This is a genomic window from Mesorhizobium waimense (assembly GCF_003601975.1).
Classification (GTDB): Bacteria; Pseudomonadota; Alphaproteobacteria; order Rhizobiales; family Rhizobiaceae; genus Mesorhizobium; species Mesorhizobium waimense.
This window is the reverse complement of record NZ_QZWZ01000010.1, coordinates 157604-174349: the sequence shown is the minus strand read 5'-3', so window position 1 is coordinate 174349 and position 16746 is coordinate 157604. Positions and strand designations below refer to the sequence as shown.

General features: G+C 63.3%; 14 protein-coding genes. 5 read left to right on the top strand and 9 right to left on the bottom strand.

The annotated features are described in order from the left end of the window. Positions 1-69: 69 nt before the first annotated feature. Positions 70-966, top strand: a complete 897-nt coding sequence (locus D3227_RS15350; RefSeq protein ID WP_120014935.1) for a LysR family transcriptional regulator — start codon at positions 70-72, stop codon at positions 964-966. Here the strand turns inward: D3227_RS15350 and D3227_RS15345 are convergent, their stop codons facing one another. The 8 genes from D3227_RS15345 to D3227_RS15310 all read right to left on the bottom strand — a co-directional run bounded on the left by D3227_RS15345 (position 967) and on the right by D3227_RS15310 (position 11554). Then, the gene (locus D3227_RS15345; RefSeq protein ID WP_120014934.1) at positions 967-3285 is read right to left on the bottom strand and encodes a Tex family protein; all 2319 of its coding nucleotides are present in this window, start codon (positions 3283-3285) and stop codon (positions 967-969) included. A gap of 126 nt (positions 3286-3411) precedes the next feature. Then, on the bottom strand, positions 3412-4590 hold the full coding sequence (locus D3227_RS15340; RefSeq protein WP_120014933.1) for a serine hydrolase domain-containing protein: 1179 nt from the start codon (positions 4588-4590) through the stop codon (positions 3412-3414). A gap of 33 nt (positions 4591-4623) precedes the next feature. Next, positions 4624-5820, bottom strand: coding sequence for a serine hydrolase domain-containing protein (locus D3227_RS15335; RefSeq protein ID WP_120014932.1), 1197 nt, complete (start codon positions 5818-5820; stop codon positions 4624-4626). Positions 5821-5884: 64 nt separating this feature from the next. Continuing rightward, complete coding sequence (locus D3227_RS15330) at positions 5885-6919, bottom strand: ABC transporter substrate-binding protein (RefSeq protein WP_120014982.1); 1035 nt, start codon at positions 6917-6919, stop codon at positions 5885-5887. A gap of 23 nt (positions 6920-6942) precedes the next feature. Then, the gene (locus D3227_RS15325; protein WP_120014931.1) at positions 6943-7743 is read right to left on the bottom strand and encodes an ABC transporter permease; all 801 of its coding nucleotides are present in this window, start codon (positions 7741-7743) and stop codon (positions 6943-6945) included. After that, complete coding sequence (locus D3227_RS15320; RefSeq protein WP_120014930.1) at positions 7736-8656, bottom strand: ABC transporter permease; 921 nt, start codon at positions 8654-8656, stop codon at positions 7736-7738. The genes D3227_RS15325 and D3227_RS15320 overlap by 8 nt, the downstream gene beginning before the upstream one ends. Beyond that, positions 8656-9750: an ABC transporter ATP-binding protein gene (locus tag D3227_RS15315; RefSeq protein WP_120014929.1), complete on the bottom strand. Its 1095-nt coding sequence runs from the start codon at positions 9748-9750 to the stop codon at positions 8656-8658. Before D3227_RS15315 ends, D3227_RS15320 begins: the two co-directional genes overlap by 1 nt. Before the next feature lie 124 nt (positions 9751-9874). Beyond that, a complete protein-coding gene (locus D3227_RS15310; protein WP_120014981.1) occupies positions 9875-11554 on the bottom strand; it encodes an amidohydrolase in 1680 nt (559 codons plus the stop codon). Positions 11555-11811: 257 nt separating this feature from the next. Here D3227_RS15310 and D3227_RS15305 point away from each other — a divergent pair, with 257 nt between their 5' ends. Further along, the gene (locus tag D3227_RS15305) at positions 11812-12465 is read left to right on the top strand and encodes a TetR/AcrR family transcriptional regulator (protein ID WP_120014928.1); all 654 of its coding nucleotides are present in this window, start codon (positions 11812-11814) and stop codon (positions 12463-12465) included. A 23-nt stretch (positions 12466-12488) separates the two neighbouring features. Further along, the gene (locus D3227_RS15300; RefSeq protein WP_120014927.1) at positions 12489-13520 is read left to right on the top strand and encodes a histone deacetylase family protein; all 1032 of its coding nucleotides are present in this window, start codon (positions 12489-12491) and stop codon (positions 13518-13520) included. 39 nt (positions 13521-13559) lie between these two features. Here D3227_RS15300 and D3227_RS15295 read toward each other — a convergent pair whose 3' ends face one another. Next, positions 13560-14753: a TMEM43 family protein gene (locus D3227_RS15295; RefSeq protein WP_120014926.1), complete on the bottom strand. Its 1194-nt coding sequence runs from the start codon at positions 14751-14753 to the stop codon at positions 13560-13562. A gap of 454 nt (positions 14754-15207) precedes the next feature. Here D3227_RS15295 and D3227_RS15290 point away from each other — a divergent pair, with 454 nt between their 5' ends. Together D3227_RS15290 and D3227_RS15285 are read left to right on the top strand one after the other, a co-directional pair. Then, on the top strand, positions 15208-15912 hold the full coding sequence (locus tag D3227_RS15290) for a helix-turn-helix transcriptional regulator (RefSeq protein WP_120014925.1): 705 nt from the start codon (positions 15208-15210) through the stop codon (positions 15910-15912). Then, complete coding sequence (locus tag D3227_RS15285) at positions 15909-16679, top strand: helix-turn-helix transcriptional regulator (protein WP_120014924.1); 771 nt, start codon at positions 15909-15911, stop codon at positions 16677-16679. Before D3227_RS15290 ends, D3227_RS15285 begins: the two co-directional genes overlap by 4 nt. The last annotated feature ends 67 nt before the right edge of the window (positions 16680-16746 follow it).

The following is a 16746-nucleotide window of genomic DNA, read 5'->3' as shown; positions in this document are numbered from 1 at the left end:
TTATCCGCCTCCGCCTCGAAAAAATCAAACGAAATTGCATCACCGATCAATGAGCGTTAGTAATTGATCATGAACGTCCAGCGTCGCCTTTTGCCCAACATAAGCGCCCTTGCCGCCTTCGAGGCGGTGGCGCGCCTCGGTTCTTTCACCGCTGCCGCCCGCGAGCTCGATCTGACCCAGGGCGCCGTCAGCCGGCAGATAGGGCTTCTGGAAGAACAGTTCGGCCGCCGGTTGTTCGAGCGTGACAGCCGCAATGTCCGGCTGTCGACAGCGGGCGAAATCTATGCCGAAGCGGTGCGCTCCGCGCTTGGCCAGTTGCGCGATGCGGCCCTTGGATTGATGAGCAATCGGCATATTGGTATCCTGAACCTGGCGATCCTGCCGACCTTCGGCACCCGCTGGCTGATGCCGCTGATCCCGGATTTCGTCGAAAACAACCCCGACATCACCATCAACTTCGTTACCCGCATCGGCCGTTTCGACTTCGCCCGGGAAAGGCTGGATGCCGCCATCCATTACGGCCTGCCCGACTGGCCGGAGGCCGACTCCACGCTGCTGATGCGCGAGACGGTGGCGCCGGTCGCGTCGCCCGAATTCCTGGCTGGGCGCGAGATCGCGACTGCAGCCGGTATCGGCCGCCTGCCGCTGCTGCATATGGCAACCCGTCCCGGCGCCTGGACCGAATGGTTCGAGCACCAAGGTTTGAGCGCGCCGACCGGACCGGGCATGCAGTTCGAACAATTCGGCACCGCCGCCCAGGCCTGCATGGCCGGGCTTGGCGTAGCGCTGCTGCCGCAGATCCTGATTGCGGTCGAATTGCAGCGCGGCCAGCTCGTGCCGGCCCCGGGTCGACCAATGCAGAGCCGCAGCGCCTATTATCTGGTCGTACCGCACGACAAGCGCAGCCATCCGCCCGTCGCCAGTTTCCGCGACTGGCTGCTGGGCCATCTGCCGGTGGAGAGATAGCTACTTCCGCTTCAACGCCTCGGACAAGGCTGCGCCGAACGCGCCCTGCTGGGCCGGTCGTTCCGGCTGGCGCTGCGGTGCCGGCGAACGCGGCGTCGGCTTGCCGCCGCCATTGTCTCGCGGCCCGCTGCGGGAGGCGCCACCGTCACCGTCCTTGCGCATGGAGAGAGCAATGCGCTTGCGCTTGATGTCGACGTCGACGACGCGCACCTTCACCACGTCGCCGGCCTTGACCACCTCATGCGCATCCTTGACGAAACGGTCGGCCAGTTGCGAGACGTGCACCAAGCCGTCCTGATGCACGCCGATATCGACGAAAGCGCCGAAGGCGGCGACATTGGTGACGGTGCCTTCGAGCAGCATGCCGGGCTTCAGATCCTTGATGTCGTCGATACCGTCGGCGAAGGTCGCGGTCTTGAAACCGGGGCGCGGATCGCGACCGGGCTTTTCCAATTCCGCCAATATGTCGCGCACCGTCGGCAGGCCGAACCGCTCGTCGACGAAGACGCGCGGGTCGAGCGCCTTGAGCGCAGCACTGTCGCCCATCAGCGAGCGCAGGTCGCGACCGCAGGCGGCGACGATCTTCTTGGCCACGCCATAGGCTTCGGGATGCACGGAGGAAGCATCGAGCGGCTCCAGGCCGTTCGGGATGCGCAGGAAGCCGGCGCATTGCTCGAATGCGCGCGGTCCAAGGCGGGAGACTTTGAGCAGATCCTTCCGGCTGGCGAACGGGCCGGCCGCATCGCGATGCGCTACGATGGCGTCGGCAAGCGACGCGCCAAGGCCGGAAACCCTCGCCAAGAGCGGCGCCGATGCCGTGTTGAGATCGACGCCGACGGCATTGACCGCGTCCTCGACCACCGCTTCCAGCGAGCGGCCGAGCCGGTACTGGTCGACATCGTGCTGGTACTGGCCGACGCCGATCGACTTCGGCTCGATCTTGACCAGTTCGGCCAGCGGATCCTGCAGGCGCCGCGCGATCGACACTGCACCACGCAGCGACACGTCGAGGCCGGGAAACTCCGCCGCTGCCGTTGCCGACGCGGAATAGACCGAGGCGCCCGCCTCGCTGACGATCACCTTGAGTGGCTGCGGGCCATCCGTTGGCATATCGGACAACATGTCGGCCACAAGCTTTTCCGTCTCGCGGCTGCCGGTGCCGTTGCCGATCGAAATCAGCTCGACCTTGTGCAGGCGGACGAGCTTCGCCAGCTCGGCCTGCGTGCCGCGCACATCGTTCCTGGGCGGGAACGGATAGACCGTCGTCGTCGCCACCAGCTTGCCGGTACCGTCGACCACCGCCACCTTGACGCCGGTGCGGATACCCGGATCGAGCCCCATCGTCGGCCGCGACCCGGCCGGGGCTGCAAGCAGCAAATCCTTCAGATTGCGGGCAAAGACGTGGATCGCCTCTTCCTCGGCCCGCTCGCGCAGGTCTCGCATCAGATCGAGCGTCAGGTGCAGCGACAGTTTTATCCGCCAGGTCCAGCCGGCAACCTCCATCAGCCAGCGATCGCCCGGCAGGCTGCCGCCGATGGTATAGGCATTGGCGATCATCCGCTCGACCGGTTTCACCGGCGAGGCGTCGTCGGCGTCGACCTCGATGTCGAGCGACAACACCTCCTCGTTGCGGCCACGTAGCATCGCCAGCGCACGATGGCTGGGCACGTTCGCCCAGCGCTCGACATGATCGAAATAGTCGGAGAATTTCGCGCCGGCCTCCTGCTTGCCATCGACGACCCTGGCCCGCAGGAAGGCCCGCTCCTTCATGTAGCTCCGCAGCTTGCCAACTAGATCGGCATTCTCGGCAAACTGCTCCGACAGGATGTCACGCGCGCCATCGAGCGCCGCCTTGGCGTCCGCCACGTCTTCGGTGACATAGGCGAGCGCCAATTCGGCAGGCTCCGCCGAGCGGTCGGCAAGAATGGCTTCGGCCAGCGGCCCCAGCCCGCGCTCCCTGGCGATCTCGGCCTTGGTCCGCCGCTTCGGCTTGTAAGGCAGGTAGATGTCTTCGAGCTCAGCCTTTGTGGCGGCGGCCGCGATCTTCTGTTCAAGCTCCTCGGTCAGCTTGCCCTGCTCGCGAATGGAGCCAAGGATGGTGTCGCGGCGCGCGTCGAGCTCGCGCAGATAGGCCAGTCGCTCGGCAAGGTCGCGCAACTGCGTATCGTCGAGCCCGCCGGTGACCTCCTTGCGATAGCGCGCCACGAACGGCACCGTTGCACCCTCGTCCAGCAGGCCGATCGCCGCCGCGGCCTGTTCGGGCCGCGCGCCGATCTCGGCCGCGATGATCGCCGCGATGCGCTTGATGTCGGATGCCATGCTGGTCTCATGCTTTGTCGAAAAGAGCGGCGACCATAGGCCGGGATGTCCACGCCGCCAACCGCGCTGTTTTCAGCCAACCAGCGGGTCCACAGGAAAGCGTACCGCGGGCGGGCGCGGAACGCCTCAGACCATCCGGCTGAGCGCCTCGAAAAAGGCGGCCGCCTCGACATCGAGCTGGTCGTCGACCGGCACCGGCTGCGACGACATCTTGGCGATCACCACTTCTGCTTTCGGATTGACGTACAGCCACTGGCCATGGATGCCGATGCCGCAGAAGGCGCCGCTTTGCGCCCCCGTCTGGTACCATTTGTTGCGGTAGCGTCCTTCGGGAAACAGGAAGGCCATCGTGCCGCGCTGCCAGGCTTCGGAACTGCCGCCTGTTTCGACCGTGTCGCGCACCCAGGCCTCCGGCACGACACGGCGGCCATTGGCCGTGCCGCCCTGCCGCATCATCTCGCCGACACGCGCCAGATCGCGCGGCGTCACCGAAATACCACCGGCCGTGCGCGCCGTGCCTTCCATGTCGACCGTAATCGAAGCTTCGCTCGCAGCACCGAGCGGCAGCCACAATTTCTCGCGCAGCAGATCTGTCAGTCGCTTGCCGGAGGCGCGCTCGACCAGCATGCCAAGCAGATCGGAATTGGGCGAGCGATAGCGGAAGGTCTGGCCATGCGGCTCGGCCAGCCGCTGCAGCGTCAGGATGAATTCGCGCAGGCTTTCGGTGCCGCCGCCCGGGTTCCACAGCGTGGCGCGGCGATAGCGGGCAAAGGCACTTTCAGGATCGAGATAGGCCTCTTCGAAGTCAAGGCTGACGCTCATGTCGAGCACATGCCGGATGCTCGCATCGCCATAGGCGGAACCCCTAGCTTCCGGAACGTAGCTGATGACAGGCGCTTCCGGGTCGAAAATCCCCTCGCCTTCCAATATGCCGGCGAGAATGGCGGTGAAGGACTTGCTGATCGAGAAGATGATGTGGCGTCCGCCGAAATCCATATGGGGCGCGAACCAGTCGCCAACGATCGTACCGGCCTTCATGATCGTCAGCGCGTCGGTGTCGGAACGCGCGAGGAAGGACGCCACGGTTTCCGGCCCGCTCGCCAGGCTGACTTTTTCGCCAAGCAGGCTTCCGAGTTCTTGCCGAGGCGGCTCTGTGCCGCCTGACGCCGCGACAGGCGCGCTTGGCACCAGCTCGCCGACATTCTGGAACGACCAGCGATTGAACGGGTTTTCGCGCCAGTTCGAAAGCAGCACCGCACTGCGGGCAAAGCCACATCTGGTCTCGAACGCGGTCTTGCCGGTCATGGCATATCCTTCCGGATCTTTTTTCCTGGAGATTCAGGCGAGCGCCGCGGCGATGGCGTGCACGGCCTTCAGCGTCGCCACCGAATAGGCGATGTTGGTGAAATCCGGATAGGTCGAAAGCTTCACCACCACCATCCTCGTGTCCCAGTCGATGTGGATCATCTGCCCGAACACGCCCCGGCACATCAGCGCGCGCGAGCGCGGATCCTCGATCCAGAACTGGTTGCGATAGCTGCCGTCCGGCAGGCTGGGATTGAAGTCGGGCGCATGCTTGCCATTGCGCGTCGCCTCGATCCAGTCGGCCGGCACCACGCCGCCGCCATTGTCGAGGATCAGCTGGCCGAAGCGGCCATAGTCGCGCAGCGTCGCATTGAAGCCGCCGTCGGCCACGGCGTAACCCGCACTATCGACGGTGAAGCAGGCGCTTTCGTCCGCGCCGAGCTTTTGCCAAAGCTCTTCGGAAACCAGTTGCGGCAGCCGCTTGCCGGTCACCCGCTCCATGATGAAGGCGAGCACATCGGTCTCGATCGAGCGGTACTCGAAGGCCTCGCCGTGCGGTCGGGTCTTCTCCTTCAGTCCTAGGATCAGCTCGAACATATGCGACGGCCATTGGAACGCCGGGTCGCTGTCGGGCGGCACCGGTTTCCAGCCGGTGGCGACATCGACCTGGCCGATCTCGGAATAGGGATCGGTGTATTCTTCGGAAAAGCGCACGCCGGTAGTCATGTCGAGCACATGCTGCACGCTGGCGCCCGCCCAGCCGGTGGACCCGAGCTCCGGCAGATAGGTCGTCACCGGCAGCGCCGGGTCGATCAGGCCGCGTCCAGCCAGTATGCCGAACACCGAGGCGGTCACCGACTTCGCCATCGACTGCGACAGATGCAGCGTGCGCTCGTCCATGCCGTTGAAATAGCGCTCATAGGCTATTCTGCCGTCCTTGAGCACAAGGAAACCGTCCGTATAGGTCTCGTCGAGCAGCCCGGCGAGTGTCGTTGCCGAGCCTGTGCTGTCCTCCACCGGCAGCGCGTCGAGATCGACCTCGGCCAGTTCGAGCCGGCGGCGATGGCCGTGCCCGCGCCAAACCTCGGCGGTCGGCAGGAACTCGCGGATGTGCTGGAATGCCCAGCGGTTCCAAGGGCCTCGGTCCCAATCGAGCCGCGGCGGCACCATGGCTGGCGGCGAGCCCTGCATGATCGGGGGCCGGGGATCGGAGTTGCGGTAGGAGTCCATGACTTCATGTCCTGACGAGAAAACGGACCCGGCGGCGGCTGCCGCCGGGTCCGCCACGATGCAACTACTTCTGCAGTTCGGTCCAGATTTTGGTGTAGAGATCCTGGACGTCCGGCGGGCACATCAGCTGCAGCTCGGCATGCGGCTTGTCGGCCTCCGGAATGACCACTTCCGGCGCATCCTTCATGTCGGCCGGCATGTATTTGTCGGAGCCGGTGATGGCATTGGCGTAGCGGTGGAAAGCCGACAGGCCGGCGGCGTTCTCAGGATCCATGATGAAGTTCTGGAACAGCTTGGCATTCTCGACATTCTTGGCCTCCTTGAGAACGACCAGGTTGTCGCTCCACAGGCCATAGCCTTCCTTCGGATAGAAGTAGTGGATGGCCGGGTTGGCCAGCCGCTGGCGCAGCGCCGACCCGTTCCAGTCGCTGGTCGCCTTGAAATCGCCGGCGCCCATCTTCTCGATGGTGTTGTATTCCATGGCGATCCAGTTCGGCTTGGCCGCGACAAGCGTGTCGCGTACCTTCTTCAAGACCTCCTTGTCGGTGGTGCACTGCTGGCCGCCGACATATTTGATCGCCGCGAAGATCACGTCGTTCATTTCGGGGACGACATTGACCTTGCCCTTGAGCTCATCTGGCGTGTTGAAGATGATACCCCAGCTGTCCGCCGGCCCCTTGTAGACATCGGTGTTGACGACGACGCCGACCGTACCGAGCGCCCACGGCACCGAATATTTGCGGCCGGGATCGAATTCGGGGTTGGCCCATTCAGGCGCCACGTTCTTGAAATTCTCCATCTTGCCCGGATCGGTTTCCAGCACGAGGCCTTCCTTGATCCAGATCGGCACGTAGGTCTGCGAAGGCACCGCGATGTCGAAGCCGGTGCCGCCCTGACGCACCTTGGCCAGCGCCGTATCGTTCGAATCGTAATCGGTGATGGTGACCTTGATGTTGTACTTGGCTTCGAACTTCTTGATCACATCGGGGCTGGTGTAATTGCCCCAATTGTAGATGTTCAGTTCGCCGTCGGCGCGAGCGAGGCTCGTCGTTGCGAGCAGCGCCAACCCCATGGCGGTCGCTGTTGTCTTCCAGTTCATGGATTTAGCTCCCATTTGTAGGTTCAGTCCCGTTTCCTGCTGATCAAGAAAAACAACGTCACGATGGCGACCGACAAGAGCAGGAACACGGTCGAAATCGCGTTTATCTCAGGCGTTATCCCCCGCCTTATCTGGCCGAGCATGTAGGTCGGCAACGTATCCTGGCCGCCCGATTTGACGAACTCGGTGATGACAACATCGTCGAGCGAGATGACGAAGGCCAGCATCAGCCCGGCCAATATGCCGGGCCACAGCAGCGGCAGCGTGATGCGCCGGAATGTCCGCCACGGCGTCGCATAGAGATCGGCTGCGGCGCGCTCCAGCGTCAGATCCATATTCTCCAGCCGCGCGCGGATCGGCAGATAGGCGAAGGGGATGCAGAACGCCGTATGTGCGGCGATCAGATAGCCAAGACCGGAATAGCCGGTGAATATCTTGACGCGCGAGAAGAAGATCAGCAGCGCCACGCCGGTGACGATCTCGGGCACCATCAGCGGCTGGTTGATCGCCGCATATTTGAAGGTCAGGCCCGGATAGGCTGCCGTGCGGGTGGTGGCCAGTGCCGCCATGGTGGCGGCGATGGTCGCAAGGGTCGCCGCGATGGCGCCGATCTGGAACGAGCGCAGCGTCGCGTCGATCACCTGCGTGTTCTGCCACGCCGACTGGAACCATTTGAGCGAAAAGCCGCCCCATTCGGACGTCGAAGTCGCCGCATTGAACGCATAGACGACCAGCACGACGATCGGCAGGTAGAGCACGATAAAGCAGGTCGCCGCGATCGCGGTGAATCCCGGCTGATGCTTGATGGAGAAGCTGCTAGCCATGCCGCACCTCGGATCTGCCGGCATTGCGCACATAGGCAAGCAGGGCGACCATGACGATGACCATTACGGCGATCGACAGCGCCGAGCCGAGCGGCCAGTTGCGGCCCTGACCGAATTGCAATTCGATCAGGTTGGACAGCATCATGTTCTTGCCGCCGCCGAGCACGCTCGGCGTCACATAGGCGCCGAGCGCCGGAATGAAGACCAGAATGGAGCCGGCTATGACGCCAGGCTTGACCAGCGGGAAAATGATCCGGCGCAGCACCTTGAAGCGTGTCGCGTAGAGGTCATAACCCGCCTCGACCAAGCGAAAATCGAGCTTCTCCATGCTGGCATAGATCGGCAACACCATCAGCGGCAGGTAGACATAGGCCATGCCGATCAGGATCGCTGTATCGGTATACAGGATCTGGATCGGCGCCGAGACGATGCCGAGCTTGAGCAGGATCGCGTTGACGATGCCTTCGTTGCGAATGATCTGCAGCACCGCGAAGGTGCGGATCAGAAGGTTGGTCCAGAACGGTATGGTGATCAGGAACAGCCAGAGATCGCGCGTCTTTTCGCTGCGCGTCGCCATGAAATAGGCTGTCGGGAAACCCAGCGCCAAAGTCGCGATCGTCGTCACGATCGCCAGCTTGATTGAGCGCCAGAAAATGGTGACGTGGGCGGCGGCAATCGAAAGCGTGTCGTCGAAGATGTCGCGTTCCATGAACACCGACACCCAGGCCTCCGGCGAGAACTGCCATCTGACGTCGCCGTAGGAACCCGGCGTCAGGAACGAATAGACCAGCACGATCAGCAACGGACCGGTCGCCGCAAAAAGGATGATCAACAGCGCCGGCGCCGACAACAGCCAGCGATCGCGAACGTCGCGTCGCTCGGCCGCCTTGGCGACTTCCTCCGCGCTTGCCATCAGTCCCTCAGCACTTGCGCGGCATCATTGCCGATCGAAATGCCGACCTTGTCGCCGCGCTCGAACCCGCAGCCGGCGCTGCGCGTGTTCTGCTGGCGCACGGTGAAGGCTTCGCCGCTGTCCAGTTGGACATGGATATGCGTGTCGGTGCCGAAATAGACGACATTTTCGACCGTACCGGTCAGGTCGCCCTTGCCCTTTGTCAGCTTGGCGTGCTCGGGCCTCACCACCACGGTGGCATTGTCCTTCGGCTGGAAACCTTCGGCCACGGTCGCGTCGATCGTCGCCCCGGATTTGAGCGTCGCCCGTGCCTTGCCGTTGCCCATGCCGGTGATGGCCGCGGTCAGGAAATTGGTTTCGCCGATGAAGTCGGCGACGAAGCGCTCCGCCGGCTTGTCGTAGATATCCCACGGCGAACCGACCTGCAGGATCTTGCCCGACGACATCACCGCGATGCGGTCGGACATCGTCAGCGCTTCTTCCTGGTCGTGGGTGACGAAGATGAAGGTGATGCCTGTCTCGTGCTGCAACCGCTTCAGCTCGATCTGCATCTCCTTGCGCAATTTGTAGTCTAGTGCCGAGAGCGGCTCGTCGAGCAGCAGCACCTTCGGCTGCGGTGCGAGCGCCCGCGCCAGCGCCACGCGCTGCTGCTGGCCGCCGGAGATCTGGCTGGTGCGGCGCCCCGCCAACGCCTCCATCTTGACCAGTTTCAGCATCGCGTCGACGCGCGCCTTGATTTCGGCCTTCGGCTTGCCCAGCATTTCCAGGCCAAAGCCGATATTCTGCGCCACCGTCATATGCGGGAACAGCGCATAGGACTGGAACACGGTATTGACCGGCCGCTTGAACGGCGGCAGCGGCGCGATGTCGTCGCCATAAAGCAGGATTTCGCCGGCACTTGGAAAGTCGAAGCCGGCGATCAGCCTGAGCAGCGTCGTCTTTCCGCAGCCTGAGGGGCCGAGCAGCGTGAAGAATTCGTTTTCGCGGATCGGCACCGAGACCGTGTCGAGAGCGGCGACCTGGCTCTCGCCGGAGCCAAACACCTTGCGCACGCCACGGACTTCGATCGCATTTCTACCCGATTGTTCCGGCACGCAGTACCCCACTGATAAAGCCTGCTCTTGGCGGCAGGTCTCGTTGTTGTTCGATTGTCACCACATGCCGATGGGCTTGGCAACCAGTTGAATGTCGATTCAGAAAGCAAGCTCCATGCCACCGTCACGCCTGATAGGTCACCTTGCCACCACAGATGGTCGTCACCGGCCGCACTGTATGCAGCACTTCCGGCGCGCTCGTTTCAATATCGGCTGAGAGCACCACCAGATCGGCCAGGTATCCAGGTTTCAGCACACCTTTGCGATGTTCGGCGAATTCGGCATAGGCACCTTCGATCGTATAGGCGGCAAGCGATTCATGCAGCGAGAAGCTCTGGTCCGGGTCGCTTGCTGCCCATGGTTTGCGCAGCAATGCCGCCTGAATGCCCAGGATCGGATCGATCGGCGACACCGGCCAGTCGGAGGCGAAGACGACCCGCGCACCGGCATCCTTCAGTGTCCGCCAGGCGTAACTTAGCGGCCAGCGGGCCGGCCCGATGCGCGACACGGTCGGCTCCAGCGGAAAATCCATGGCGCCCGGCGGATGCGGCGGCTGCATCGAAGCGATGACGCCAAGCTCGGCAAAACGCGGCACATCGGCTTCGGTCGTGACCTCGATATGTTCGACGCGATGCCGGCTGTCGCGCTTGCCGTTTGCCTTCTGCGCCGTCTCGTAGCCGTCGAGCACCACACGCACGGCGCCGTCGCCGATCGAATGCACCGCCATCTGCAGCCCACGTTTGTCGACGGCCACCGCCAGATCGATGAACTGCTGCGGCGTGAAAAGCGGCTCGCCCACCCAGTCCGGACGGTCGGCATAGGGCTCGACCATCACCGCCGTCCATGAATCAAGAACGCCGTCGTAAAACACCTTCACCATGCCCGACGACAGCCATTCGCTATGATAGCGCTCGGCCATGACAGACGCCTTGTCGAGCATGTCGAGGGTCATGAAGTTCTTGTAGTGGAACGGTATCTGCACCCGGCAGGGCAGGCCTTCCTCGGCGTCGATCTCGGCCAGCAACTCGAGCTGGTAGAGGTTGCCATCCATGTTCTGAATCGAGGTGATGCCGTGGCGCGCGCACCAGGCAAGCCCGCGCCGCATGATGTCACGGTCAGCGGCGCGCTCAGCAGCGGTCGGCATCGGGTCCGGCTCGCCGCCGGTCGCCAGCCCCAGCCGCACCCGGCCTTCGCCGGCAAGGTCGAGCACTGGGCCGAAGGCCTCGCCCTCGCGCAATTCGCCGGCGGCAAGGTCATCGTCGCCCATGACGATCTCGTTGCCCGGACCGAGTGTGCGCCCGTGCAGGATACCGGCCATTTTCAGCGCTTTGGTGTTGGCCCACATGGTGTGATGATCGGGAGCGGCCATGCAGAACGGGCGATCGGGCAGGATGGCGTCGAGATGATGCCGGGACACCCGCTCGTCGCCGAGCACGGTATAGTCAACGCCCTGTCCGACCAGCATCTTCGCGTCGGGCTGTGTTGATGCATAATCGCGGATCGCTCTTTGCAGCGCCTCAAACCCGTGGACGCCAGATAACTGCAGATGGGCAAGCTCTGCCGCACCGGAGAACAGATGCATGTGGGCTTCGATGAAACCGGGCAAGACCGAACCGCCCTTAGCGTCGATGACCTTGGTTGCCGTTCCCCTAAGCTCGTCGATGGAGGCGCGGCTGCCAATGGCGACGATGGTACCGTCCTTGATGGCAACGGCCTCGGCGGCGGGATTGTCATCGTCCATGGTCTTTACACGACCGTTGATGACGATCAGATCAGCACTATGACCCGCACCCGTGACAGACATCGCGACTCCGCGCTTTTGACGGCTGACTGAACCGACGACGCTCTGTCCAACGACCTTGCCACTCCGCTGGAGCGGCGCCATCGGACAAAAGTGATGCCAGCGCGCTGTCTTCGAAATTCCCCTTGTTATCCCTGGAGACAGCGTGGATAAAGAATGCGACTAATTATTCGCGTTTGTCAACGTTCGGAATTTCGAATGATAGTGGACAGCACCCTGCCCCTGTGTTGAGACCGGGCGGGGAACGAGGATATCGAGCCGTGAAGCGCAGTCTCAGCCGCGAAACCAGGATAGCGCTCGAGCCGCGCAAGCAGCCTCGGCAACAACGGTCGAGCAAGCTGGTCGACAGGATTCTCGACGCGACGCTGATCTTGACGCGGGAGCAAGGAACCAAGACCCCTACGACGCTCGCCATTGCGCGGCGCGCCGGCTTGTCGGTCGGTTCGGTCTACCAATACTTTCCCAACAAGGAAGCCATTCTTCTCGACCTCGCCAGGCGCTGGCTGTCATCGTTTCCCGAGGTGATCGCGAAGCGCATCAAGGTCGCTCCGCCCACCAACCGCGAGGAGTTTCGGCAGGAAGTACGCAAGCTCTTCATCGACACGTCCAGGCTCTATCTCGACAACGCCAGCCTGATGCCGGTGATCGAGGCTATCTCCGGCAACGCCGACCTCAGGCCGATCCAGAACGAATATGACGACCAGATCATCGCCCTCTACGCCGCATGGCTGCAGCATGTGAACCCGGCCCTAGAAGACAAGGTCGCCAGCCGGCTCGGCGTGGTGATGATGGAGGTCGGACACGTCTGCCGGCTTGTGGGGTTGAAAAAAGATCGCAGGACATTCGACCTCATTGAGGACGATGTGGAAACCATGTGGCTCGCTTTGGTGAGCCCCTATCTCAATCTTGACTGATTTCGGACTTCGAGAGGAATTTTATGAAGACTGTCTATTCGCCGCTTCATGCCGGTCATGCCGGCCAGATGGAACTGGTGACGGCAGCGATAGTGCCGGGTTTCGAGAAGCCTTCGCGGGCGGAGTTCATCAGGGCACGCGTCGAAAGCGAGAAGCTGGGCCCGATCATCGGACTGGTCGAACACGACCTCGCCGCCGCCAAGCGCATCCACAAGGCAGACTACATCGACTTCCTGCCGACCGTCTGGCCGCAATGGACGGCCGCCGGCTTCGAGGGCTCGGCCATGGCCTTCACCTGGCCGACACGCGGCCTGCGCGGCGACGTGCCGCCGCAGCGCATCGATGCCTTGCTGGGCTACTATTCGTTCGACGCCGGCGCCACCTTCGTCGAAGGCACCTGGGCCGCGATCAAATCGTCCTATGACGTGTCGCTGACCGCGGCCGCCCTGGTCAAGGGTGGCGAGACATCGGCCTTCGCGCTCTGCCGTCCGCCCGGCCATCACGCGGGTGCTGCCTTCATGGGCGGCTATTGCTTCATCAACAACGCCGCCGTCGCCGCGCAATGGTTCCTGGACCAGGGCGCCAGCCGCGTCTCGATCCTCGACGTCGACTACCACCACGGCAACGGCACGCAGGAGATTTTTTACGGCCGCGGCGACGTCCAGGTCATCAACCTGCATGGCGACCCAATGATCGAATATCCGTTCTTCCTCGGCCATGCCGATGAACGCGGCGCGGGCGATGGTGAAGGCTTCAACCTCAACTACCCGATGCCGTTCGGCACCGGTTGGGAAGCCTGGAACGCCTCGCTGGAGGATGCCTGCACCAAGCTCGCCGCCTATGCGCCCGATGTCGTCGTCGTGTCGCTCGGCGTCGACACTTTCGAGAAGGATCCGATCAGCCAGTTCAAGCTGAAAAGCCAGGACTATCCCAAGATCGGCCGCCGCATCGCCAGGCTTGGCCTGCCGACATTGTTCGTCATGGAAGGCGGCTATGCCGTAGAGGAGATCGGCATCAACGCCGTCGGCGTGCTGACCGGCTTCGAGGACCGGTAACAGCCAGACCCGGGCGGCAAACCCGCGCGGCTCTCGCGATCAGGTCGGAGTACCAACACTTGGCGCGGCCGCCGGAGCGGCCGCCCTGCGCGACCGGCCGAGATAGTAGACCGCCGCCGCGGCGATGAGGCCTGCCGCCAAAATGCCTACCGCCAGCAGCGGCCGGTACCAGAACCAGGCGATGGCGATCGTCGTCGTGCCGACCAGGATCGCTAGAAAGAAGGCAATGATGCCGGTTCCCATCCGCGCGATGCTGCCGAGGAATGGAATGACGTCGAGGATGACGCCAATCGGGCCAAGCAGCAGGGCGAAGCCGATCGTCAGCAGCAATAGCCCGACGGCCCGCAGCAGCCAGGTGATCAGAGTGTTTTCGGAGACCGCGTCGGCGAACATCTTTGCCGCCGGCACGTCGCCGATATCGACCATCAGCAGCTGGTCGCCGGCCACCGTCTGGTAGGGTTCGAACTGGCTGCCGCTCTGGCGCGCGACGATGCTGACCACGCCGAGCGGCGCCAAATCATAGCCGATGCGATAGTCGCCCAGCGTCGGGGATGTCGTATCGGCGCCGAGGTAGATCCTGCCGTCGACGATGCCGACGGGCTTTGTGCCGCTATAGGCAGCCTTGATCGCGGCCGATTGGCTGGACGACAGCGAAAATTCCTTGTCGCCTTCGATGCGATCGAGCACCGGCGTGTCGAGCGTGAAGGCGCCGAGCTTGCCGTCCGGAATCTGGAAGGTCTTGCTGTGGATCGCCATCGGCGGATTCTGATGGCCGTCGGGTTTCTTGAAATCCGCCGAGTCGATCTGACTGTCGTCCCACACCCTGGAATAGCTGTAGGTCGTCACTGTCTCCTCGCCCCCGCCGAGCTTCTTCGTCGTCTCCGACTTCTGCTCTTCCTTCCACTGATACATCTCGACGCTGCGCGACAGCCGCAGCCCTTGCGCCGCTATGCCGAAATCCGGATCGGCAAGGCCGCTGTCCGCCGTAACCGGTCCGGTGACATGCACGAGCTTGCCGTCATTGCCTGCATCGACGCTGTCGGCCCCGACGGAGACGACGGTGCCCGACCCCTCGGCCAGCGAGCGCGCCGTCTGCACGGCGCGGCCCTCGTTCCAGAACAGGCCGATGACCATCAGCACGATCAACAGCAGGCCGAAGACCACCCCGCCGACCGCGCGCTTGATCCGCCCGAACCACGAAACGGATGTCACTTCCCGAAATGAATCGCTCATTGTTGCCCCGCTAAGTCCCCGGCAGTGGACGCCCATCCTGCCGCTCCCGCGAATCCTACCGGAATCAGGCGTGCGCCGATACCGCGGGTCCGCGCCGGCTCCTGCTTTTCCCATCGAAAAATCCGGCCGAACGCTGCATGAAGCGGTCGCTGAGTCGCGATCGGAGTCCATCGGATTCGATTTTGTCAAATCGCGTTTGATGTCGGATTCATCTGCGGGTAGATTAGACCCGAATCAGCCGGTCCTTGGGGGGCGCGGCGACCAACCCAAAGTCTCAAGTACCGGCATCGTCCGGCACCAGACGCGGACGGCTTCGCGTTCCCTGAATGGATTCGGCCTGGTTGGGCGCTAACCGCGCCCAGAGTGTGTCTTCGTCAAAGTGATGCGTATTCGGGTTCGGCCGCTGGCAAAGCCAGCACCGGGCACATGGATCGATTCCGGCCAAAGCATAAAAATGGGCAGTCCCGCCGCGCTTCTCCAATCCGAACCGTTGCGCCTGACGTCTCGCGGCGATCTGACCAGCTTTTTCATGCAGCTTGCCGCCGAGATCGGCGCCGACAGCTACATGCTGGTCGCCATCGTCCACGACCAGGACCGCAACGACGCGCGCATCGTGTCCTCCAACTGGATCTTCGACGCCATCGAGCTCATCGGCAAACGGCTGATTGGCGGCCTCGCCCAGGGCCCGCTGACCGCGGCGCCCGGCATCCGCCCGCAGGCGCTGGTGGCAGCCCGTGCCCCTGACACTGGTGGACTGCTCACTGGCGAGGAGGCCCGCCTTCTTGACGTGCTCGGCCATGCCGAGATCTACTCGCTCAGGCTGAACGTCGGTCGCCAGCGTCTGTTCGCACTGTTTTCGGCCGCCGAACCGGGCAAGATCGACCAGCCGGCGCTGATGAAGGCTCAGTTGAAGTGCTGCTACGCGCTCTCCACCATCCCGCAGCTGATCGCCGCGGCCGCCATGCAGGATCCGCTCTCCGACCGCGAGCGCGAATGCCTGTTCTGGGTGTCCGAGGGCAAGACAACGGACGAGGTCGCACTGATCCTTGGCGTCTCGTCGAACACCGTCAACAGCTACATCACCCACGCCATTCAGAAATTCGCGGCCAGCAACCGCGCGATGGCCATCGCGACAGCGATCAGGAGCGGCATCATTTGAAACACGCACTTGTCAAGGAAGCGGCCGAAGCCCTTTTCAACGAGCAGCGCAATCCGTTCGGTGCCTTCTCGCTCGGTTCCGAAACGCATCACGCCGTTACCATTCCGGATGCCGTGCGCCGCTGCCGCTGGATCGCCGTCGACATCAACGCCTCGGCCTTCGGCCTGTTCTTCGTCAGTCCATCGGCCGAGCGGGCACGTCTCGTCCCCTGCTTCGATTCCGACTATCCCAGCACGGCCGTAGCGACCAAATTCATCTCCGGCGCCAATGGCGAGGACATGGTGCGCCACACCCGCATTTCGACGGCGCCGCGCTGGTGGACCGACGACGGCATTGCCAGCTCGCAGGAAACCTTCAAGGACCTCGCCTGGTCGGAACGGACCGCACCTTTGGCGCCGGGCACCAATGGCATTGCCTTCCCCGTTCATGCCGATCGCGGCCAGTGCGGGCTTGTCGTTTTCCTGGGCTCGGAAATCGTCTTGCCGCAAGACTCGCTCTACGAAATCCATGCGCGCAGCTTCACGCTGTTTGCCGCGGTCGCCCGCATGCGCCCGAGCGACGCCGGCAGGATGCGGTCGATCTCCAAGCGCGAGCTCGAATGCCTGAAGCTGACCGCCAACGGCAACACCAGCGAGGAGATCGCAAAGCTGCTGAAGCTGTCGGTGCACACCGCCAACCAATACCTGACCCAGTCGACGCAGAAGCTCAACGCCGTCAACCGCAACCAGGCGGTGGCCAAGGCACTACGGCTGGGGCTGATCGAATAGGCTTGGGAATTCGCATCGGAAATGACCGAGGGCGGTCGACGGTTCGGCGGCAAGAACATCCTGAAAC